The organism is Desulfuromusa ferrireducens, assembly GCF_055389805.1.
Genome location: NZ_AP042415.1, coordinates 44,082 through 65,441, shown reverse-complemented (window position 1 = coordinate 65,441; position 21,360 = coordinate 44,082). Strand labels below are relative to the sequence as shown.

The 21,360-nt window shown below is 52.8% G+C and carries 16 protein-coding genes; 12 read left to right on the top strand and 4 right to left on the bottom strand.

Going from position 1 to position 21,360, the window contains the following annotated elements; all coding sequences use genetic code 11:
* Positions 1-4 precede the first annotated feature (4 nt).
* The 7 genes from ACZ5PT_RS00250 to ACZ5PT_RS00220 all read left to right on the top strand — a co-directional run bounded on the left by ACZ5PT_RS00250 (position 5) and on the right by ACZ5PT_RS00220 (position 12,877).
* Positions 5-424, top strand: a complete 420-nt coding sequence (locus tag ACZ5PT_RS00250; protein WP_464264805.1) for a GPW/gp25 family protein — start codon at positions 5-7, stop codon at positions 422-424.
* Complete coding sequence (locus tag ACZ5PT_RS00245; RefSeq protein WP_464264804.1) at positions 421-3,549, top strand: hypothetical protein; 3,129 nt, start codon at positions 421-423, stop codon at positions 3,547-3,549. The genes ACZ5PT_RS00250 and ACZ5PT_RS00245 overlap by 4 nt, the downstream gene beginning before the upstream one ends.
* 10 nt (positions 3,550-3,559) lie before the next feature.
* A complete protein-coding gene (locus ACZ5PT_RS00240; RefSeq protein WP_464264803.1) occupies positions 3,560-6,187 on the top strand; it encodes a diguanylate cyclase in 2,628 nt (875 codons plus the stop codon).
* 16 nt (positions 6,188-6,203) lie between these two features.
* Complete coding sequence (locus ACZ5PT_RS00235) at positions 6,204-8,846, top strand: hypothetical protein (protein ID WP_464264802.1); 2,643 nt, start codon at positions 6,204-6,206, stop codon at positions 8,844-8,846.
* A gap of 9 nt (positions 8,847-8,855) precedes the next feature.
* Complete coding sequence (locus ACZ5PT_RS00230; RefSeq protein WP_464264801.1) at positions 8,856-10,319, top strand: contractile injection system tape measure protein; 1,464 nt, start codon at positions 8,856-8,858, stop codon at positions 10,317-10,319.
* Positions 10,320-10,327: 8 nt separating this feature from the next.
* Positions 10,328-11,677, top strand: a complete 1,350-nt coding sequence (locus ACZ5PT_RS00225; RefSeq protein WP_464264800.1) for an ATP-binding protein — start codon at positions 10,328-10,330, stop codon at positions 11,675-11,677.
* 72 nt (positions 11,678-11,749) lie between these two features.
* Positions 11,750-12,877, top strand: a complete 1,128-nt coding sequence (locus ACZ5PT_RS00220) for an eCIS core domain-containing protein (protein WP_464264799.1) — start codon at positions 11,750-11,752, stop codon at positions 12,875-12,877.
* Positions 12,878-12,982: 105 nt separating this feature from the next.
* Here the strand turns inward: ACZ5PT_RS00220 and ACZ5PT_RS00215 are convergent, their stop codons facing one another.
* Together ACZ5PT_RS00215 and ACZ5PT_RS00210 are read right to left on the bottom strand one after the other, a co-directional pair.
* Positions 12,983-14,065 (bottom strand): diguanylate cyclase domain-containing protein, encoded by a 1,083-nt coding sequence (locus ACZ5PT_RS00215; protein ID WP_464264798.1) that lies wholly within the window; start codon positions 14,063-14,065, stop codon positions 12,983-12,985.
* Between the two features lie 126 nt (positions 14,066-14,191).
* Positions 14,192-15,457, bottom strand: coding sequence for an acetate kinase (locus ACZ5PT_RS00210; RefSeq protein WP_464264797.1), 1,266 nt, complete (start codon positions 15,455-15,457; stop codon positions 14,192-14,194).
* A gap of 298 nt (positions 15,458-15,755) precedes the next feature.
* Between ACZ5PT_RS00210 and ACZ5PT_RS00205 the strand changes: the two genes are divergently transcribed.
* Positions 15,756-15,926 (top strand): DUF362 domain-containing protein, encoded by a 171-nt coding sequence (locus ACZ5PT_RS00205; RefSeq protein ID WP_464264796.1) that lies wholly within the window; start codon positions 15,756-15,758, stop codon positions 15,924-15,926.
* A 122-nt stretch (positions 15,927-16,048) separates the two neighbouring features.
* Here ACZ5PT_RS00205 and ACZ5PT_RS00200 read toward each other — a convergent pair whose 3' ends face one another.
* Positions 16,049-17,206: a DUF3426 domain-containing protein gene (locus tag ACZ5PT_RS00200; protein WP_464264795.1), complete on the bottom strand. Its 1,158-nt coding sequence runs from the start codon at positions 17,204-17,206 to the stop codon at positions 16,049-16,051.
* 60 nt (positions 17,207-17,266) lie between these two features.
* Positions 17,267-17,797, bottom strand: coding sequence for a hypoxanthine phosphoribosyltransferase (gene hpt / locus ACZ5PT_RS00195; protein ID WP_464264794.1), 531 nt, complete (start codon positions 17,795-17,797; stop codon positions 17,267-17,269).
* Between the two features lie 163 nt (positions 17,798-17,960).
* On the opposite strand from hpt, the gene ACZ5PT_RS00190 reads away from it, so the two are divergent.
* From ACZ5PT_RS00190 to ACZ5PT_RS00175, 4 genes are all read left to right on the top strand, one after another.
* Positions 17,961-18,641 carry a DUF1573 domain-containing protein gene (locus ACZ5PT_RS00190; protein WP_464264793.1) on the top strand — a complete coding sequence of 227 codons (681 nt, stop codon included), beginning with the start codon at positions 17,961-17,963 and terminating at the stop codon, positions 18,639-18,641.
* Between the two features lie 237 nt (positions 18,642-18,878).
* A complete protein-coding gene (locus ACZ5PT_RS00185) occupies positions 18,879-19,313 on the top strand; it encodes a Rieske 2Fe-2S domain-containing protein (protein WP_464264792.1) in 435 nt (144 codons plus the stop codon).
* A gap of 11 nt (positions 19,314-19,324) precedes the next feature.
* Positions 19,325-20,425 (top strand): cytochrome b, encoded by a 1,101-nt coding sequence (locus ACZ5PT_RS00180; RefSeq protein ID WP_464264791.1) that lies wholly within the window; start codon positions 19,325-19,327, stop codon positions 20,423-20,425.
* Positions 20,422-21,228 carry a cytochrome c3 family protein gene (locus tag ACZ5PT_RS00175; RefSeq protein ID WP_464264790.1) on the top strand — a complete coding sequence of 269 codons (807 nt, stop codon included), beginning with the start codon at positions 20,422-20,424 and terminating at the stop codon, positions 21,226-21,228. Before ACZ5PT_RS00180 ends, ACZ5PT_RS00175 begins: the two co-directional genes overlap by 4 nt.
* Positions 21,229-21,360 lie beyond the last annotated feature (132 nt).

Genomic DNA, 21,360 nt, shown 5'->3' with positions numbered 1-21,360 from the left:
GATTATGGCAAAAGACAGTCAGACAAATAATCCATTCCTCGGCACCGGCTGGAGTTTTCCGCCGCGCTTTTCGAAGATCAAAAAGGGCGTGGAGCTTGTTTCGGGGGAAGAGGATATCCAGGAGAGCCTGCGGATTCTGCTCTCGACCCAGGTCAACGAACGTTTCCTGCAGCCGAAGTACGGTTGCAACCTCGACGAGTTGCTGTTCGAGCCGCTCAACACCACGGTCAAAACCTACATCCGCGGGCTGGTTAAACAGGCGATTCTGCATTTTGAACCACGCATCGAGCTGGAGGACGTCGTGATCGAGACCATTGATGAACCGGCCGGGAAGATTGAGCTGGTGGTTTTTTACCGCGTTCGGGCGACTAACTCGCGCTACAACCTGGTTTTTCCCTTTTATCAGGGTGAGGTCGTTGGATGAGTCACATTGCTCAACAGACATGTCTCGGTAACCTGTTGCGCGATGGCCAGAGTCAGCGCCAGCGGCTACTCCCGGCCCTCGATCCGGGTAGTGCGCCGGTTGATGAACGCGATCTGCAACAGTGGCTCGATTTTGCCGCTGAATATGCCGAGCTGCTGAATTTTATCAACCCGCAGACCAATCAAGTCGATGGCAACTGGAGGTCTTTTTTTGACGCGCTGCCTGCGGACCTCGCCCGGCAGCTGGCCTTTGATATCGATCTGGATGCCGTTGAGCAGAGTTTTGCCGCGCGCGGCGATCTGCCTCCCCACTTAGGGTTATTGGTCAGTTTTTTGCGGCTCTGTCGTCATGCGCGTACGGAACTGAACGGGATTACCGGCCGTCATCTGGAGCATTTTTACCGTACTGTCCTGCAACTGAAGTCGCGACCGTCCCGTTCCGACAGTGTGCATCTGTTGTTTGGGCTGAAAAAACAGGCTACTGAGCAGCTGTTACCGAAAGGAACCCTGGTTTCTGCTGGCAAGGATGCCACTAATAAAGACATTCATTTTGCCCTGGATAACGATCTGGGCGTCTTCCCGGTGAGCATCGATTTCCTGCGGTCGGTGTTTGTGGATGAGACGAACAATCGGTCGATCCATCTGGCACCGATCAGTAATTCGGCCGATGGCCTTGGCGGCGAGTTGGCAGCAGGATCGGCTCACTGGTCCGCATTCGGTGCCGCGACCTTGCCGCAAGCGCAGGTCGGTTTTGCTTTTGCGGCGTCGGTGCTGGAGATGCAGGAGGGCAGCCGAACCGTTTGTGTCGAGATGGCGCTGACCGGTCTGGCAGAAAACTTTGCTAGCACCACCGCGGGGCAGGATGCTTTTCTCGCCTATCTTTCCGGTGCCAAAGGGTGGCTCGGCCCGAAGCCGGTATCACTGCAACCGGTGGTGAACAAGCCGGGGCGTTATCAGCTCGAAATCGGCCTGCTCGACGGTGAAGATGCGGTGGTCGGCTATGACCGTAACCTGCATGGACATCGTTTTGATAGTGACGCGCCAGTGTTGCAGCTGTTGCTCAATCAGGACAAAAGCGATTTTGGCTATGCCGATCTGCAGTCGGTCAAGATAAGTGAAGTGGAAATTCGGGTTACTGTCGAAGGGATTGCCAACCTGCAACTGGAAAATGATTTCGGTAAACTCAATCCGGCTAAACCCTTTATGCCCTTCGGGCCACAGGCTAAAAAAGGCAGCAGTTTTTATATTGGCAATGCCGAAGCTTTTCATAAACGGCTGGAGAATTTTTCTCTAAAACTGCAGTGGTTGAACGCTCCGGGGGATTTTACCGATCACTACAACGATCCCGGTTATCGGGTCAGCAGTAACGCTGCTTTTAGCGCCAAGCTCAGTGGGCGGATCGACGGTCGGAAGAGCGAAACGACGGTTAAACTGTTCGACGATGACAATGCCAGCAAGCAACATTCGATCGCTGTCCCCACTGGCGGCGGTGTCCTCTCGGTTGCCGCTTTACCGCTCAGGCCCGTTATGCAGGCAAAGAATCTGCGTCTACAGCAGACCCGTTGGGCCTTTAAACAAGTTAACGTGGCGCAATTGGTCAGTCCGATCCACTGGTATTATCCGCAGCTGTTTATCCCGTCGACCCCGGCCGCGCGAGTGCGCGATGGCTTTGTCTCGCTGCGCTTGAATCATAGTTTTCTCCATCAGGAGTATTCCGAGCTGTACAGTAAGCGGCTGATTGTTGCCGCGAATACTGCTCCCGCAGAAGAACCGGTTCTGCCGAATGTCCCTTATACGCCAACCCTGGAATCATTAACGCTCGGGTATTCAGCAACCAGCGGCACGCTTGATCTTACCGAGATGAGTTCAGCCGGCCCGCAGCGGGAGGAACTGAGTTTTTTTCAGGTCGGCGCCTTCGGTCAGCGTCGTGATCATGCTGCTTTGCGGCAACAACTGCCGTTTTTGAGTGCCAAAACGGTCAATTTGTTACCGGAGTATCCGAACGAGGGAGAGTTTTATCTCGGTTTTTCCGGGGCGACACCCGGTCGCAACCTGTCGCTGCTGTTTCAGGTGGCCGAAGGTAGCGGCGATCCGGGTTTGGCGAAACCGCAGCTTGAGTGGAGCATCCTGAGCGATAACCACTGGCGACCATTAGCCGCTGACGAATTACTCAGTGACGGCAGTAACGGCCTGTTACGCAGCGGCGTGATCAGTTTTCGCCTGCCGAGCGAAGCGACCTGCAGCAACACCCTGCTGCCTGCCGGACAATACTGGCTTCGGGTCGCAGTCAAAAAGCAGAGTGCCGCTCTTTGTCGCTTGCGTGCTGTCCATCCGAATGCAGTGTTGGCGACCTTTGTCGATGCGGGCAATGATCCCGAGCGGTTGCGCCAGTCGCTGACAGCAAAAAGTATCACCAAACTGCTGAATCCGCTCGGCACGATCAAAACAGTTTCTCAGCCTTACGCCTCCTTTGGCGGACAGATGGCCGAGGATGACAGCGCTTTTCAGGTTCGGGTCAGTGAACGCTTACGGCACAAAAACCGCGCTCTCAGCCTTTGGGATGCCGAGCGACTGGTGTTAGAAAAATTCCCCCAAATTTACAAAGCGAAATGTCTGACACACACCGCTCCCGATTCATGTGAAGCTCCGGGTCATATGACTCTGGTGGTGGTTCCCGATCTGCAGAACCGCAATGCTGTTGATCTGCTGCAACCGCGTGTCGATCTGGATACCCTTGAGCGGATTAAGCGTTATTTGCAGAAAGTAACCGGGCCGACGGTGACTGTACATGCCGCGAATCCGCTGTATGAAAGCATCCGCGTTGCTTTTAAGGTGCGCTTCTGTGAGCAGTTGGATTTTGGTTTCTATCGCAAGATGCTCAATGATGAAATTATCAGCATCCTTTCCCCCTGGGTTTTCGACGACGGGCGCGAAATCATCTTCGGCGGCAAGCTGCACAAAACAGTCATCCTGCAGCAGATCGAGCAACTCGATTACGTCGATTATCTGGCTGATTTCAAACTGTTTCAGGGGCAAGAGTTGAACTTCGAACGAGATCAAGCCCAGGCGAGCGATCCGCGGGCAATTCTGGTTTCGGCGCCTGATCATGATATCCAGAAACTATAAAGGGCTGACCATGGCTGAAAAGCTCACCATCAGCAAACAACCAAGCACCACCCCGGTTTGCAACTATCAGCTGTTGCGCGAGGAAGGGCTGCAGCATATCCAGTTGTTGTCGCGTAAACTCTGGACCGATTACAATATCCACGATCCGGGGATCACCACCCTGGAGTTGCTCAGTTACGCCATCACCGATCTCGGTTATCGGATCGAACAACCACTGCCCGACCTACTGGCCCGTTCACCGCAAGCGATTGCCGAACAAGAACAGGCCATCGCCGCAGCATACACCGAGGAAGAAAAACAAGCCTTAAAGGAACGGCCAAATTTTCCGAGCGCTGCGCAGGTGCTGCCGAGTCGCGCGGTCACTGTTGACGATCTGCGCTGCCTGCTGATCGATCTGCCTAAGGTGCGCAATGCCTGGTTGTTGCCCGTCAGCCAGAGTTACGCGATCAACTCTCAGCGCAGTCGGTTGGAGTTGCTGCAAGCGAACCAGCCGCAACAGCAGGGGCAGATTGACCTCAAGGGGCTTTATCAAGTGTTGCTCGAGTTGGAGGCGACGGTCACACCTGAGGAGGCGACAGCGGTTATTGCGCAGGCGTGGCAACTGCTGCACGCCAACCGTAATCTCTGTGAAGATTTTACCGAGATAAAACGTGTAAAGCAGCGTCATTTTTGCCTCTGTGCTGAAATCGAGGTAGCGCCGGAAGCCGAGATCGATCTCAGCGAAGCGCGGGTTTTCCGGGCGGTGCAGCAGTTTCTCACTCCCGCGGTTCGATTCCATTCCCTGCAGCAATTGCTTGAGAAAGGCGTGCCGGTCGAGAGCATTTACCAGGGGCCGCTGTTGCAGAGCGGTTTTATCGATTCCGCTGAGTTGGCCGCCGCGCAGCTGCGACAGCAGATCAACCTGTCCGATATCATACGGGAGATCATGCAGGTTGAGGGGGTGCGAGCGGTTCGCGAAATCATTATCGCGCCGTCGGCTGAGCCATTGCCGGAGGATGAGGATTGCTGGATTATACCGGTTTGGGCCGACGCTGAAGAAGCGCTTCAGCCGGTCATCAGTGTCGAATGTTCACGCTTGGTTTTCTATAAAGATCTCTTGCCCTTTCGTGCCGATTTCACCCGCGTTGATGGGTTGCTGGCGGCAATGGAAAAGGCGGCACAGGAGAGCCCCGGTAGCGCTGACCTGCCGGTCGACGAAGGCCGTTACCGCAATAACGGTAACTATCGCAGCATCCAGGAAGATTATCCGCGCACCTACGGGATCAGCGGCAGTGGCTTGCCTGATTCGGCGACCACCGAGCGCAAGGCGTTAGGTCGGCAATTACAGACCTATCTGCTTTTTTTCGATCAGGTCCTGGCCAACTATTTTGCTCAGTTGGGACAAACGCGGCAGCTCTTCTCGCTCGATCCAAAAATTGGCCAGAGTTACTTCACACAGGCGGTCGAAGGGGTCCGGGGCAGTGAAGGGCTTTATGCTGATGTCGGCAGATTGCCTGCGGATATCCAGTCAAAGAGTGAGGATGAGGCAACCTTTCTGCGCCGGCGTAACCAGTTTCTTGATCATTTGTTGGCCCGCTTTGCCGAAAATTTCAACGAGTATGCCTGGACCATGTATGCCCACGACCGCAGTAATGCCAGCGCTGAGGCGGCTCGCGCGAAGTGCGAGTTCCTCCGCGAATATCCTCAGTTAAGTGCCCATCGCGGTGGAGCTTTCAACACCGGCCTGCAGAAGGAGCTTTGGGATACCGATAATATCAGCGGCTTGAGTCGTAGGCTCGGCCGACTGCTTGGGATCCGCAATGTGAAACGGCGCAATTTAGCCAACCTGCGCTTCGATATTTATGATGAGCGGGATACCGATGAGAAAAAAGAGTTCCGTTTCCGCCTTCGCGATGACCGTGCTGCTGGCGGTGGCAAGATTCTACTCAGTAGCAGCTGGAAATTCTCCGATTCACGGGCGGCGCGTGTAGAAATGCAACGCGTCCTCTCCTGTGCTCACGACCGTCGCAACTATCAACTGCGAACGGCCCGCGACGGACGCTTCTATTTCAATCTAACCGACGCCAGCGGCGACATTCAGGCGCGCCGGATCGAGTATTTCGCCACGGCAGAGCTGCGCGCTGCCGCTATCGATTTTATCCTCGATCTGCTGCAAGACCGTTTCAGTGACGAGGGATTGTTCCTGGTCGAACATCTGCTGTTGCGGCCGCCGAGGGTGCTTTCGCCGTTGAACGAGGAGTTACCAGCGACCTTTCTGCCGATCTGTATTGGTGAGAGTGGCAATCATAAATACATTGATCCGTACAGCTGTCGGATCAGTTTTGTGCTGCCGGCCTGGCCGGTGCGCTTTGCTGATCTGGATTTCCGCCGCTTTGTCGAAAAAACCATCCGTCAGGAAACCCCGGCGCATATCCTGCCGAAAATCTGTTGGGTTGATCGAAAGCAAATGGCGACATTCGAGCAGGTTTACCAACGCTGGCTGAAGGCGAAGTACGGATTTCGTCGCGGCGAAAAAAACCAGCTGCTGGCCGAGATGGTCAGTACCCTAAGTAAATTACGCAGTGTCTATCCCGAGGCGACGCTAGCGCCTTGTGATTTTATCTTGGACCGCACGGTCCTCGGCAGACGAGATGGGTGATGTTATGGCAGAGTCAATGAATAAACTATCCCAAAAGGTGACCGCGCACACGGTTTTTGAAGAGAACCAGGTGCTGACTTCGCAGCAGTTGAACCAGTTGACCGACTACCTCGACCAGCAGCAACGGCTGACGCGGGCGCGGTTGCTTGGCATCGGCATTGTCTGTGGTTTGGATCTGCGGATGACAGCGTCGTCTGTCAAATTGGGCAAGGGGGTGGCGCTGACGTCCGATGGTGATCTTCTCGATATTGAGCAGTCGCGCAGCTTTGGGCAGTTCAAAAAGTTTACCGATGAGGATGCCCGCTATCCACTGTTTCGTCCGGATGGAAATCCGCTGCCGTTGTTTGAACTGGTGGCAAAGGGCGGTGAGCTGTTGAGCCGTTTTTCGACCGAGACTGGCAATGACCTGAAAGATATGGTCGCGGTCCTCTATTTGGAATCCTATCGTTATGATCCCGATATCTGCACCGGCAGTGGTTGCGACAACAAGGGACAGGAGGCGCGCAACAACCTCAAGGTTTTGCTGGTTGAGGCCGAACATGCCGAATTGTTGTCTGGCGAGCAGGCGTTGGTGGGGCCGCGCTATGCGTTGTTTGCACCGGTGGCAATGCCGAGGGTGATCCTCACTGCGGATGAAATTAATGATTTCCCCGAGCTCGGCAAGAAATTCCGCGAAGTGATCGACGTTGTCCTGCCCGCGCTGCTGGAACAGTTTCAGAATGCCTGGCATCCGTGGCTGCGGCCGTTGTTGCGTGAACGCTACGGCAAGGCCGATCCGACCCTCGTCTGGGGACAAAAACTTCAGGCACTCCTTGCCGGGGTGAAGAGTTCGCTGTTTGGAGTGCAGTATCTCTACGATTTCACGCATGATTTACAACAGGCTTACGAAGAATTCCGGGATGCCCTGTTTGCCGATAATGTCCTCTGTGTGCCGCCGGTGGAACTGTTCCCCAAACATGTTTTGCTCGGTGATCTGCCATCGGCCGCTGAATTCCGCCATGGTTTCTACGCCTCGCCACTGCTCAACTTAAAAGCGCCGGAGATCGAGAAAATCAGTTTTCTGCATCAACGTATCGATCGCATGATCCGGTTGTTCAGTCTGCCGAGCAAAGCGCTGGATATTCGGATTACGCCAAGTCGTAGTGGCTGCGCAGAGCTTGGGGAGCGGGCCGTTCCTTACTACTATAAACCGGAGAATAAACAGCAGCTCACCGACAATTGGAACTTTGAGCTCAGTCGTCGCGGCTTGCAGCGCAGTCTCTATACTTATCATGCGCAAGAGCTGGGAGGAAGCAACGAGGCGCAGACACCGCTCGGGTACGACCTGTGCCCGTATGATTTTTTCCGCATTGAGGGGCATTTAAACGGTCATGTCGAGACCGTCGAGAAGGAGCTTAATAAGCAGATAAAGGACGCCAATCTACCGATTAAATTGCTGACCTTGCAGATTGAAACCGGCCTGCCGCCTTATTTCATCCGTCCGATCGGTCCGTTGCGCGACCTTAAGGTGATGCACCGTCTTTATCGTCAGGACCTGCTGGAAACTTTCAGTAATGTCAGTATTTTTACCGACAAGATTAAGACCGTCGTCAAGGATTCTGATTTGCCGGCTGAGGATGCTCAGGATGAAACAATTTCTTATCAAAGTTTTATCGATTCCAGTGCGACGGCCCTGGGGACTTCTATCTCTAAACTCAGCAGCGGTTTAAAGGCCAGTCACAAGCAGTTTAAGCTCAGTGAGTTTAAGCTGGATTACGATAGTGCGTTGCAGGCGGCAGCCGGAATCAATAAAAAAATTCGCGGTGTCACCTACGCCTCGTCTTTCACTCCCTACGAGACCCTGTTCAACGACAGCAAGTTTAAATACCTCGGCTGGATTGAGGGCGTCCTTGCCCAACGTCTCAAACGGGCGGAAGAACTGTCGATCTTTGCCCAGTTTCTTAAACAAGCCCCGGCAATGGAGCACTTGGCCGGAGTACCAAAGGGGGGGACTTTTATCCTCGTTTATTCCGGCAGCAGTAAACGGATTGTCGCCGACTTCTGTCTGCCCTATTGGCATGTCGATCAACCGGATGTCGAGGAGCCGGAGGATCAGGTTGTGGAGGAAAACGAAATCGATTGGACCTACTGGAATGATGATTTTCTGGTACGGCGACCGGATAATGTTGAGTTGAAAGAGTCCCTTGCCGACCTGCAACGTAAGGTTGATGCTTTTGATTGGCGGCTACTGACTCAGGAAAAAATTGCCGGTTCGATGCTGGTCGCGCAGATTGAGCCACCTGCCGATGTGGGGATGACTTATGGCAGTGACGACCTTGGTGTGAGCGCTGAACTGCTGGCTGGTATCGCTAAGTTTATGGCTGTGGTTGACGCGAAGGTTGCCGCCGGTACCGCCACTGACGCAGACGTGGCGAGGAAGAAAGAGGCTGAAGCCATGAGCGGAAGCATCATTGAGGAAAAAATCGTTTCGATGCAAGAAGGGAGCAAGGATGTGCGCCCCGGTTCGGCAGAAGAAGTCTTTATTAAAGAGGCGATCGCGGTCAGCGAAAAAATGAGCGCCAGCGAACAGCAAAAATTATCCGCTACCTTGGTTGAAGTACAGGGAACGACATCGAAGACTCACCTGAAGGCTTTGGTCAGCGATATGATCAGAGGATAGCGTGAAAAAATGGGGCATCTGATTCATCGTCAGACATTTGAGTTGAAGTTCAGCAGTCAGCAGCAGGCAAAGGATTTTTCGCCTCGCTTGAGTGAGCTGAATCAACAACTGATTCTTCCAGAATTGGAGCGCCTATTTACTTCCCTGGCCGGGGGGAAAGAGCTGCGTTTCGAGCGGCTGGAGATCGATCTTGGCACCTTACAGGAAGCGGAGTTCGCCAGTGCCGGGATCGAACGGCTGCGTCTGCAGATAACAGAAACGTTACAGGAGCGTTTAAATCAACAATCCAGCAGCGAATTATCTGCGCAGGCAGATCGACCGATTGTCTCTGCGGGGATGGCTGCTACGGTCGAAGAACAGAATGACAGCTCTCTTGCTGAGCTAATGGCGACGTTCTTAACATGGGGCTGGCTGCCCTGGTGGAGCGATAAACATACGGTTAAGAATTTGGATCAGCTGCTGCGACATTTTTTGACCGAGCAGCCGAAAGTTGCTATTGAGCTACTGAAAAAGGTACTTGCTGATCCTTGGCAGCGAAGCCGTCTGGTTGAGCAATTTTCTAACCGCAGCCTTATTGCTGTGGTGACGCTATTGGCCGGTTCGTCCACTGGTGAGCAGCTGCTTGTGTTGCGAAAAACAACGCGGGCACTGCTTGTCCAAAATCAGCTGCTGGGCGGGATCGATTCATTCATCTGGTCGGCTCTGCTGGTTTCGTTGCTGGATAATTTGACTGACCGCAGCGATTTGTCGTCGTTGGTCGAGAGTTTTGTTGTTCATTTGTCTGGTCATACGGGACTTGCAGTGCCGCTTATATCAGGGGAGCTGCAATTATTGTTGGCTACGTCGCAGGAGGACAGCGGGGGCCGATTGCGCGCCTTACTGCAACAGATTGAGCAGCAACCGCAGCCCCGACAAATAGAAACAGTGCCGCGCTCGCGTCTGATGCTGCCAGAGGTGAGTGCAGAACAGAGCGTTTGTGAGGTTGCCGTCGACAATGCCGGACTGGTCCTGCTTTGGCCGCATCTCGGGCAGTTGTTTAGCTCGCTTGATCTGCTTGAACCGGCCGATGGTCAGCGACAACGGCCGCGCCCGGATGCCGCCTTGTTGTTGCAGCAGTTGGTGACTGGTCGTCCTGCCGGGATGGAAGCATCCTTGAGCCTGAACAGGTTGCTCTGTGGCCTTCCGGCCAAGGTACCGCTACCGCGCCGCTTGATGCGCAGTGGAAAGATGGATCACGAGGTGGTGCTGTTGCTGGAGACAGTGATCAAACAGTGGTCGGCGTTAAAGAATACCTCGGTTGCCGGTTTACGCAGTTCCTTTTTGCAACGAGAAGGACTTTTACTTGAAGAAGAGCAGTTCTGGCGATTGCGGATCGAACGTAAGGCCTACGATTTGCTGCTCGAGCAACTACCCTGGGGGATCGCTATGATTCAGTTGTCCTGGATGGATAAACCATTGCAAGTGGAGTGGTAGAGACGGCCATGAAGGTGAATCCGTTTGTCCATAATGCCGCAGCGTTAACTGCCGAGCTCGATTGGCTCTTTCAAGTGCTTGAGACGCGGATTAAGGTGCACTTCGGCGAACAATGCGAGCAGCGGGATATTTTTACTCAGCCCCCGACACTGGCGGAGAGTGATTCTAATTACAGTCAGTTTTTGCGCCGCTATAGCCTTAATCCTGCGGAACGATTGGTTCTTGCCTTGACCTTGACACCGCATGTGCGACCGCAGTTGCTCGATGCGTTATTTACCAAAAATTCCACCAGTAACCGTGATTTTGCCGAATTTGGCGGCCGCCGCAGCCACTCCTATAACGGTTTTCTGCCGACCGCTGAAACGGCCCTGTTTCTGCTGGCAGGAAACGATCTGGGGCAACGGTTTTCGTATCACTATTTATTTGCTGCCGAGCATCTGTTTGTCGAGCAGGGGATTCTCGGTTTGGAAAAGGTCGAAACGGGAGAGCCACACCTGAGTGGATTGCTGACGATCAGTCGCGAGGTCCTTGACTTATTGACCACCGGCAAGGTCGGACGACCGATTTTTGGGGCCGATTTTCCCGCTAAACGGATGACGACCGAAATGGAGTGGGATGATCTGGTGCTTGATGCCCAGGTTCTCGATCAGGTGTTGGAGATCAAAGCCTGGATGCAGTATGGAGACCGACTGTTATCAGAGTTGGGTTTGGCAAAAAAACTTAAAGCTGGTTACCGTAGCCTGTTTTATGGTCCGTCCGGGACAGGTAAAACCCTGACCGCCAGTTTGTTGGGAAAAGCTTTTGCGCGGGATGTCTACCGGATCGATCTCTCGGCGGTCGTATCTAAATACATCGGTGAAACTGAAAAGAACCTGGAAAAGATCTTTCAGAAAGCTGAATTGCATAACTGGATTCTCTTTTTCGATGAGGCCGATGCCCTGTTCGGTAAGCGCACCAAAGTTTCCAGTTCCAACGATCGTTTTGCCAATCAGGAGGTCTCCTACCTGTTGCAGCGCGTTGAGGACTATCCGGGGGTGGTGATCCTTGCTTCAAATATGCGCGACAATCTGGATGATGCTTTTATTCGCCGTTTCCAGTCGATTATTCATTTCCCTATGCCGGATGCCAGTGAACGGTACGGGTTGTGGTATTCGGCCTTTTCAGAGAAGACCACACTTGCGGCGGATATCGATCTGAAAGCGCTTGCCAGCCGTTTCGAACTTTCAGGCGGTTCGATTATGAATGTGGTTCGTTATGCGACCCTGCGGGCCCTTGAGAATGGTCGGTTGCAGATCGATAACGTCGATCTGCATGATGGGATTCGGAAGGAATTTCAGAAGTCTGGCAAGACGATCTGAATTCGACTTCTATTTATCGAATTGCGGGTGTGTGGGTGATCACTCCTTGTTATTTAGAAATGAGGTGAGTTTATGTATTCGACCTTGAGCAAAGACAAATTAAAGACAACGGCAGCCAAGCCGCAGACAACAGGGGCTGACAGATCGCGCCAGTCAGCCGATTCCGCAACCGTAAATCTAAGCCGAATTATAAGTGGGGACAAAGTCCAGCCGAAGTTGAAGGTTGGCCCAGCAAACGATCGCTATGAGCTGGAAGCCGATGCCGTTGCCGAACGGATCCTGTCAACAGAGCCTGTTGCGGCTCCTGTCCCGATTCCCTATCCAAACAAAGCGGACAGTGGGAAAGCTTCCTCTGCTGCTTCTCCGGTAAAAATGGAGAAGAAGCTGGTTGTACAAAAAGCGGAGGAGGAAGAGGCGCAGCCGAAGTTGTTGCAACGTCAATCTGAGGAAGAAGAGGAGATGGTACAGCCCCAAAGAGCCGACGGCTTGGCGGTGCAGGCGAGTCCTGATTTTTCGGCACAAGTTAATGGTTTGCGTGGCGGCGGGCAGCCTTTGCCCAAGTCAGAACGATCGTTTTTTGAACCACGTTTCGGGGTCGATTTTTCTGCCGTGCGGGTCCACAATAATGTCCAAGCGGGGAGATTGGCTGGTTCCATCAATGCGCGCGCTTTTGCTGTGGGTGCTGACGTGGTTTTCGGTCGGGGTCAATATGCGCCGGGAACAACTGCCGGGCGCAGACTTATGGCTCACGAACTGACCCACGTGGTACAGCAACGCGGCAATAAACCGGGGGTAAAATCGCACCCGTTGCCGGGGATCTCTCGTGTTGCTGCAACCAGCAGGGTACAGCGTCAAGCGAGGGGCAGTGGTGTTAAGTATGTCGATCGCCTGATCGGTCGCAGTGGGGCCGCACAGCGGGCTAAACTGGCTAAAATGTTAACCTTGACCCTGCAGGCGATCGCACTGGCGGGTCAAGTAAAGGTGGCAATTATCGCTAGAGAGAAACAGCTTGGTCGTCAGTTGCATAAGTTGATTCTGGCGCAAGTCGATTTGCATATGGCGAAATCCATTGTCAACGCTTTTCCACATGCAGGGGGGCGCAACTCAGAGCTTATGGGAGGACCTGAGCCGCAGGGTCAACAACCGCGGCAATCCAATATTTTAGAGCAGAAATTCTCGTCTCCCGGGAGGAGCGAGTAGTTGGCTACTGAGACCGGTCATCGTTCTTGGCTTAACTGTTGGAGGCTGCCACCGGGCTTGTTTCCCGTTTGGCTGCAGGCTTGATAGGGCGCGAAAATGATAACTTTATTCCGGTTGGGTGGTGTCTTCTGCGGGAGAGGCTGGCGTGACTCGGTTCCGTCCCAGTTCTTTAGATTGGTAAAGGGCTTTGTCGGCTAATGCAATCAGGTCCTTCGGTGCTCGTTCTGCTGTCGGCAGCAGGGTGGCCGCTCCCAGGCTGATGGTAACAACTTCGCTGATGTCCGATTTGTGGTGTTTTATAGCCAACTGGGTGATGGCCGAAAGTGCCCGTTGAGCTACCTGCAACGCACCCTCTATGTCAACCCCCGGAAGCAGCATTGCAAATTCCTCACCACCGTAACGGGCAGCGAGATCTGCTGGTCGCAACATCGAATCCGCTAGGGCCTTGCCGATTAAGCGCAGACAATCATCGCCCGCCTGATGGCCATAGTGATCATTGAACTTCTTAAAAAAATCAATATCTCCCAGCAGTAGGGATAAGGGTTGTTGTTCACGGCCAAGTCGCCGCCATTCTTTGGCAAGGGTTTCATCCAGGCAGCGGCGGTTGGCAATCTGGGTCAGCCCGTCAATATGGGCCATTTTTTCCAGCTCGCGGTTGGCTTTTTCCAGCGCCGCTTCTGCTTCTTTACGGCTGGTGATGTCTTTGAACTGTGCGATAATCCCTGGTGTTCCGTCAATGGTGATAAGTGGCGCTGAGGTTTGCAAGAAATGTTTGTATTTTAATTTCTCGCTAGAAAATTGAACGTCACATTCGCGTGTGCTTTTATCTTTGCTGTTCTTGATCGGACAGTTTTCTTGATCGCAGAGGTCGTAATCTAGCAGGGTTGAACAGGTTTTGCCGATCACCTCCGTTGCTGTTTTGTCGATCATCTTCAGCATGGCATCGTTCGCTCGTAGGACGATGCCATCCTCCCTGACGACCCATGTCGCATCGGTATAGGCGGAAAAGATCTGTTCTAATTCCATCTGCGCCATATCCGTGCGCAGTAAATTAGCATTGTTATCACCGAGGATCTGTTCATAGCTTGATTGTGCTTGCTGCAGCTTTTCGCAGGAGTCCCGGAGGGTTTGATTCTCTTCCTGGAGTTGCTGCAGTTTGGCTTGTAGTATGTCGATGGTTTCAGGCATTTCTGCTCCAGATGACAGATGCTTTCACGTACGGAGTGCCGATCCGCCTGCTTAAAATAATAAAATGGAAAACTAAAAAGGGCCAGCAATTATTTGCTGGCCCTTTGTTACTCGGGAGCAACAGAGCTACTTGCGTTGAAAAGTACTTTCCGCAAAGGAGTATTTAAACTGCATGTGGTCGGTGTAGGTTTCTTCGAGGATTGCGACCACATCTTCAGTAAATACCAGCTCCTCGTCAGTCGGGATAACGAAGACCTTGACCGGTGAATCGGCCGTAGTGATCATGGTTTCCTTCTTGCGGGTCATGGTGTTACGGTTCTTTTCCTTGTCCAGCTTGATACCCATATGCTCAAGGTTGTCCAGCGCTTTCTCACGGATCAGCCAGCCCATTTCACCAACACCGGCGGTGAAGACAACGGCATCCAGTTGGCCGAGAGAGGCACAGTAGGAACCGATATATTTTTTCAAGCGATAGCCTTCAATATCCAAGGCCAAGTTGCAGCGTGTGTTGCCTGCCTCGGCGGCTTCGATGACATCGCGGCGGTCGGTGAACTCACCGGTAATGCCAAGAATGCCCGATTTTTTGTTCAGGACGCCGTCAATTTCTTTTGGCGAAAGTCCTTCGCGATCCATGATAAAGGCAGGAATTGCCGGGTCAATATCCCCGCAGCGAGTTCCCATGACGGCACCCTCCAGGGGAGTGAGACCCATGGAGGTGTCGATGGAGATGCCATTTTTGATCGCACAGTGAGAAACGCCGTTGCCGATGTGCATGGTGATGATGTTGCAATCTTTGGGTGCCTTGCCGAGCAGAACCGCAGCCCGTTTGGAGACATAGAGGTGACTTGTGCCGTGGAAACCGTAGCGCCGCACGCCATGCTTTTCGTACCATTCGAAGGGCACCGGGTAGGTGTATGCTTTTTCTGGCATCGATTGGTGAAAAGCGGTGTCGAAGATCGCAATGTGCGGTACGTCAGGCAGGTTGGCCTGAGCGGCTTCGATCCCTGAAATATTAGGCGGATTGTGCAGCGGAGCCAGGTGTTGCACCTCTTTGATTGCATCGAGAACGGTGTTGTCTATCATCACCGAGCGGGTGAACTTTTCTCCGCCATGCACCACACGGTGGCCAACGGCTGAGATTTGAGTCATGTCTTCGACGACGCCGTATTCTTTATCGGTGAGGATTTTTACAATCAGGTGAACGGCGGTTTTGTGATCTGGGCATTCATATTCTTCACGATAGGTTTCCCGGCCGGGAACTTCGTGAATGATATAAGAATCACCGATAGTGACCCGCTCAACCATTCCCTTGGCGATGACTTCCTTTTTCTTCCAGTCGAAAAGTTGGTACTTTACTGAGGAACTACCACAGTTAAGTGCAAGAATATCCATTGTTTATGTCTCCTTCATTGCATGTTGCTTCGATAAAATTTCTTTAGTGTAATAAAAAAATGTTTTATTTTTGCTTAAAAGCCCGATTGAGATATCTGATATGGCGGCAAAACCCCTGTACTCTAAGGGGTTTGCCGAATAAAAAGAGCGTATAGATTAGCCCAGATTACCATATGATGGCAAGGATTTTTCTAGACTGGACAGGCGAGTAAAGATCGGTTAAAGTTTACGCCGTCCTAAATACAACGCCCATCTACGGGGGTTGAACAACTCACTATTTTTGAGGAGGAAAAAACCAATGGCTTATGCAATTTCTGACGAATGTATCGCTTGTGGTGCTTGTGTTGATTCTTGCCCAGTGACTGCCATCGCCGAAGGCGACCCGATCTACGTGATCGACGCTGGTACCTGCACTGACTGCGCTGCATGTGTAGACACCTGCCCGGTGGCTGCAATCGCTGAAGCTTAATTCAAGCGATTCAATGTCAAATGAAAGAAGCGGTGGCTAGCAATAGTCGCCGCTTTTTTTGTTTTTGCGGGCTGGGGTAAGGCGAATCTAATTTTGGGGCGGGGCTGAGCGTTGGGGAATAATTATTGAGCGGCCGGCTCTGAAGACGTGACATCAACACTGAACTCAGAAAGACTTTTCGGCAGGTTGCGAAATGCGATGACAAATGGGATCGCCTGTTTGCTGTTGATATTCATGTTTTTTAGCGATTTTCCAAACTGGTTGCCCATCATCTCTTCAAGTTTATTAAACGACAAGGTCTGCAGTTCTTGATCGCTGATCGGGTTGCCACAAAAGATGGTTTTTTGCAGCAACGCTTTGCCGTTTTGATCAAATATGACACCCTTGACCTGGATTGAGGCGCGCGCTTCGCTGAAGTTATTGGTTGCCTCACCGCGGATGACAAATAACTCCCCAGCCTCTTGGTTCTTGATGAATTTCCCTTCAAGGTTGGTCAGGGCAATCCGGTCGGCTTGTCCTGATTGAAGTTGTTGCTGACCAAAAATCTGCTTGATGACCTGCTCAATCTGTTCAGGGCCATTGATATAATAAAGTGTTCCAGCGACGACCAGCAGGCCAAGAATCAGTAGCAGAAAGATACGCGTGAAACTGGTTGTCGAGCTACTCTTTCTGGGGCTTTCTGTTGGAGTTGGAAGCGCTGCATCAGCTGCGGATCCTTCTTCGGGATTTGGCTCGCCAGCTGGCTCCTCTACTGGTGGACTTGCTATTGCCGCAAAACTTTCGTCTGTCATGCTTTCGGCGCTGTCGGCCGGTACATCTGCTGGGCCGGAAAAGCTGAAAGAGTCCTCTTCCTTGGATTCTTCCGGCAGGTCAGCGGTTGCGGCGATCGCTGCAACTGAGGCGGGTGAAGTTTCGCCAATTTTATCTTTGTCGCCAAAGGAAAAATCTTCACCGTCAGTCTTGGTTGCGTCCAGATCTCGAAACTGGTCGTAACTGAAGCCGTTGCTGGAGTCGACTGTGTCGAGACTCTCCTCCAGGGGGTCGCTGGCTGCGCTGACTGCCTCTGTCGGGGAGGTGGCTTCGGCAACGACTGGCTGTTCCGCTTCTTCGGCGGGCGCGACAGCCTCAACTCTGTTTGTTTGCAGTTCTTCTTCAGCCGCAGGCTTTTCAGCAAGAAAGATATGCTTACAGCGGGCACAGCGTACCTTTGCCCCACTGGCGGGGATCCGTTCTGGGTTGACGCGGAATTTGGTTGTGCATTCGGGACAGACTATAACCATCTGTTTCTCTCCTTTGCCAAGGCCGTGGAACGGACTTTAGGGGACGCTGTATCCTGCCGGTCAATCAGACTCTTCTACCAGATAGATATCCGGCAAGTTACGGTAGCGCTCATCATGATCAAGGCCGTAGCCGATGATAAAGCCGTCGTCCATACTGATCCCAATATAATCGGCTTCGATCTCGACCTCGCGGCGCGCTCGTTTGTCGATGAGCGTACAGATCTTCAGTGAGCGTGGTTGTTGTAATAGTAATTTATTGAAGAGGCATTCCAGGGTGTAGCCGCTGTCGACGATATCCTCAATAATGATGACGTCGCGATCGCGAATCGACATTTCCAGTTCCTTGCGAAACTCGATAATTCCAGAGGTCTGGGTGCCCGAACCGTAGCTGGCCAGACGAACGAAATCGACAACACTCGGCGATTCGATTTCGCGAATCAAATCGGCAATAAACAGGAAAGAGCCTTTTAGTACTCCGACCAGCATGATTTCTTGATCGCCGTAGTCGCGCGTGATTTCTTGTCCTAGCCGCTTGACTTCGTTGGCAATTCTTTCCCGGGAAAACAGGATCTTGCGGTTTTGCTCCGCCATAAAATTTATGTACTCCAAAAGTGATGTGATTGACAGCAATCTATAGCAGGAAGGGTGCGGCCCTGTCAATTGCTACCGAGCGCTCTGCAGGTGTTTTACGCAAGGCTTTATGCTATGATTCAAAGCTGTTAGAACCCTGACCCGAAGAGAAAGGATTTAGACTATGGGGCGTTGTTTGATTGCTCTTTTTTTTGTTTTTTCCAGCATACTTTCTGCGAGTGCCGCTCCGCAGCTGGTTGCGGAACGCTTGAATTACGGTTTTGGCGATATCGTCCAGGGGGAGAAGGTTGAATACGTTTTCCGCTTTCATAATAGTGGCGACCAGATACTAGAGGTCGGAAATGTCCGCAGCTCTTGTGGTTGCACCGCGGCCCTGTTGTCGGCAACGCGTATCGCTCCGGGGGATATGGGGGAGTTGAAAACCACCTTCGACTCGACCCGTTTTAAGGGTGCGATCAACAAAACCGTCAGCTTCGATTCCAATGACCCGCAGCTGCCGCAGGTTTCTTTTGCCCTCTATGGCAACGTCAAGGTTGAGCTGCTGCTCCAGCCGGATCGAGTCAACTGGGGCAAGGTCAAGGCGGATGTCCCACTCAATTCGAGCGTGACAATTGTTAATCAAGGTTCGGTGACGATTAATCTCCAGCCGCCGAAAGTGACCAGCCCGGCGTTTAGCGCCGAATTGGACGCGCTGCAAATCCTGCCGGGAGAAAAGGTTACCCTGCAGATAGCGGCTAAATTCCCCGAGCAGAAAAAACGTCTCGGCGGCTATGTTATAATTGGCACCGATTATCCGAGTGTCCCGCAATTAAGAGTGTCTGTATCGGCTCGTCTGTCCGAATAAAAGAGACTGGTTATCCACTTGATTCAACCTTGAATGATTTAACGTCAAAGCATGGTTGAAAAATATTATCCACTGAAAGCACAGAACTCACGGAAGGATCTTGTTCTTACCAGTTCAGTGTCTTCCGTGTTTTCAGTGGACAAAAAATGAAGAATTAACGCAACACTGATTTTTGGTGGAGCGAAGTCGATAACCATATTGAAGAGTTAACATACTGCTATTTCCCGAGGAGCATCTATGAGCGATATGCCTGCCAAATCGAATGAGCGGAGGACTTTTCTTGCTATCATCCTGGGAGGCATCGGGGTGGTGATTGCCGGTGCTTTCAGTTGGCCGCTGTTTCGTTATCTTTCGCCGATCGATAAGGGCGGCGAAGATCAGCAGGTCCGGGTGCCGCGTAGCCAGATCAGTGTTGGTGGAAGCCACTTTTTTTCCTATCAGGGCCGACCGGCCGTGTTGCTGCAGCCCTCTGCCGGCAACTTTATCGCTCTCAGCGCGGTCTGTACCCATCTGGGCTGTATTGTTAAATGGGTCGATGAATCACAAGAGTTCCTCTGCCCTTGTCACGCTGGCCGCTTTTCCACTGCCGGGCAGGTGCTCGGCGGTCCGCCACCAAAGCCTCTGGCAACCTATGGGGTTTCTGTTGCGGGTGATGACGTTTTGATCGGCTAAGGAGGCCTGGGATGAAGTTACATAAGGACGCTATCAACTGGCTGGACAGTCGCCTCGGTGTGCGTGAATTGCTGCACAGTAATCTCGAAGGTTACCTGCTGCCGCGTAATATCAATGTCTGGTACACCATGGGGGCGGTGCTGATGGCACTGTTCGGCCTGCAGTTTCTTACCGGGATTCTGCTGTTGATTTACTATGTGCCGGACACCGAAAAAGCCTTCGCCAGTGTCGTCAGGATAATGAACGAGGTGCCGTACGGTTGGTTGATCCGCTATTTACACGTGGTCGGCTCCAATCTGATTATGGTCTTTCTGCTGTTGCATATGCTCTCGGTCCTTTTTATGGGCAGCTACAAACGGCCTCGCGAACTGACTTGGGTGTCGGGTTTTCTGCTGTTTAACTTGGGGCTGGTGTTCTGCCTGACCGGTTACCTGCTGCCCTGGAGCCAGCTCTCTTTCTGGGCGACCACGGTCGCGACCGATGCCGCCGGGGCGATCCCGATTCTCGGCGATTACCTGATCGAGTTTTTGCGTGGCGGCCCAGCGGTCGGCGAGGCAACCTTGGGCCGCTTCTTTGCCCTGCATGTCATGGGCTTGCCGATGGCGTTTCTCGGGCTGGTCGGTTTTCATCTGTTTTGTGTCCGCCGGGCCGGGATTTCCAGCGCTCCCTTCGGTGATGACTATCAGCCGACCGAATTGGCCAGCAGTTTTCAGCATCAGGAACATCACGGCGGAGTCCCTTTTCATCCCAATTACACGATCAAAGATATCTCGATGGTATTCTTTGCCCTGGCGCTGCTGGTAGCGATTACCTTCTACGCACCGTGGCTGTTTATTCCTCTGGATGCCTTGGTCCCGGCCGACCCATTTTCCACCCCTGAGCACATCAAGCCGGAGTGGTACTTCCTCTGGGCTTATCAGACGTTGAAAATTTTCCCCAGCGCACTGTTGGGCCTGGCCGCTCAGGGTGCGGCAATGGGCTTTTTGGCCATGTTGCCATTTATTGATCGTAGCCCGGAGCGACGCCCCGCCAAGCGGCCGATTTTTGTCACGCTGTATTTGTTGGGTATTCTGCTGTTTGTTGGCTTGTCGACTTGGGGGCATTACTCATGAAATGTTCTGTGCTGCTGAGAAGTGTGTTGTCGCTGCTGGTCCTTGCGCTGTTGCTCCTGCCGCTGAGCGTTGCCGCAGAAGAGACCGTCTGTATTCAGTGCCATGCTGGTCAGGAAGGTCGTCTCGGGGTGCCGGTCGAGCAGTGGCGCAACAGCGTCCATGCTGCCAACCGGATTTCCTGTCATGATTGTCATGGTGGCGATCCGACCGATTTTGCCATGGCGATGGACCCGGAAAGAGGTTTCGTCGGTGCACCGGAATACAGTGGCGTGCCAGAATTTTGTGGCCGTTGCCACCTTGGGGTCAAAGAGGATTACCTGGCCAGCGCGCATGGGCAGGCGTTGGAGGTTGGCGGTCCGCAGTGTGTTCTTTGCCACGGCAATCATGAAATTCAACGCGCTTCTATCGAATTAATCAATCCCGAGAGTTGCTCCCGTTGTCACGATTATCAGCGGGCCGCAACGGTTAAGCAGGTTATTGGCGATACCGAGAAAAACCTCACCGAGTTGGAGCTGTCGGTCGCAGCTCTGCACCGTATTGGTCTCGATATGGAACGGATTAAAGAGGACGTTTTTGCCCAAAGAAACGGCTTCCGGCGGCTTTTCCATACCGTCGCCCTGGATAAAATCAAGCAACAGAAGGCTGAGTTCGACAAAGGCTTTGCCGTCACCCAACAGCAGGTCAGCGCCTATGAGGACGAGATCGGTCAGCGTAAGCTTGTCGGTGGTGGAATTGTGCTGCTGCTGTTGCTCGGTGGTTGTATCGCGCTACTGATCCGGCGCAGTTATCACGAAGAAGAGTAGGGAGCGGTTGTTGCTCTGAAACCGAGTCTAGGTTGAATGTAAAAAGGCAGTGCCGTTTAAGATGGCACTGCCTTTTTTATATTCAGGTGAAGGAGCCGTTAGTCATCGCCAAAGATTGCGCTGAATTCGCCG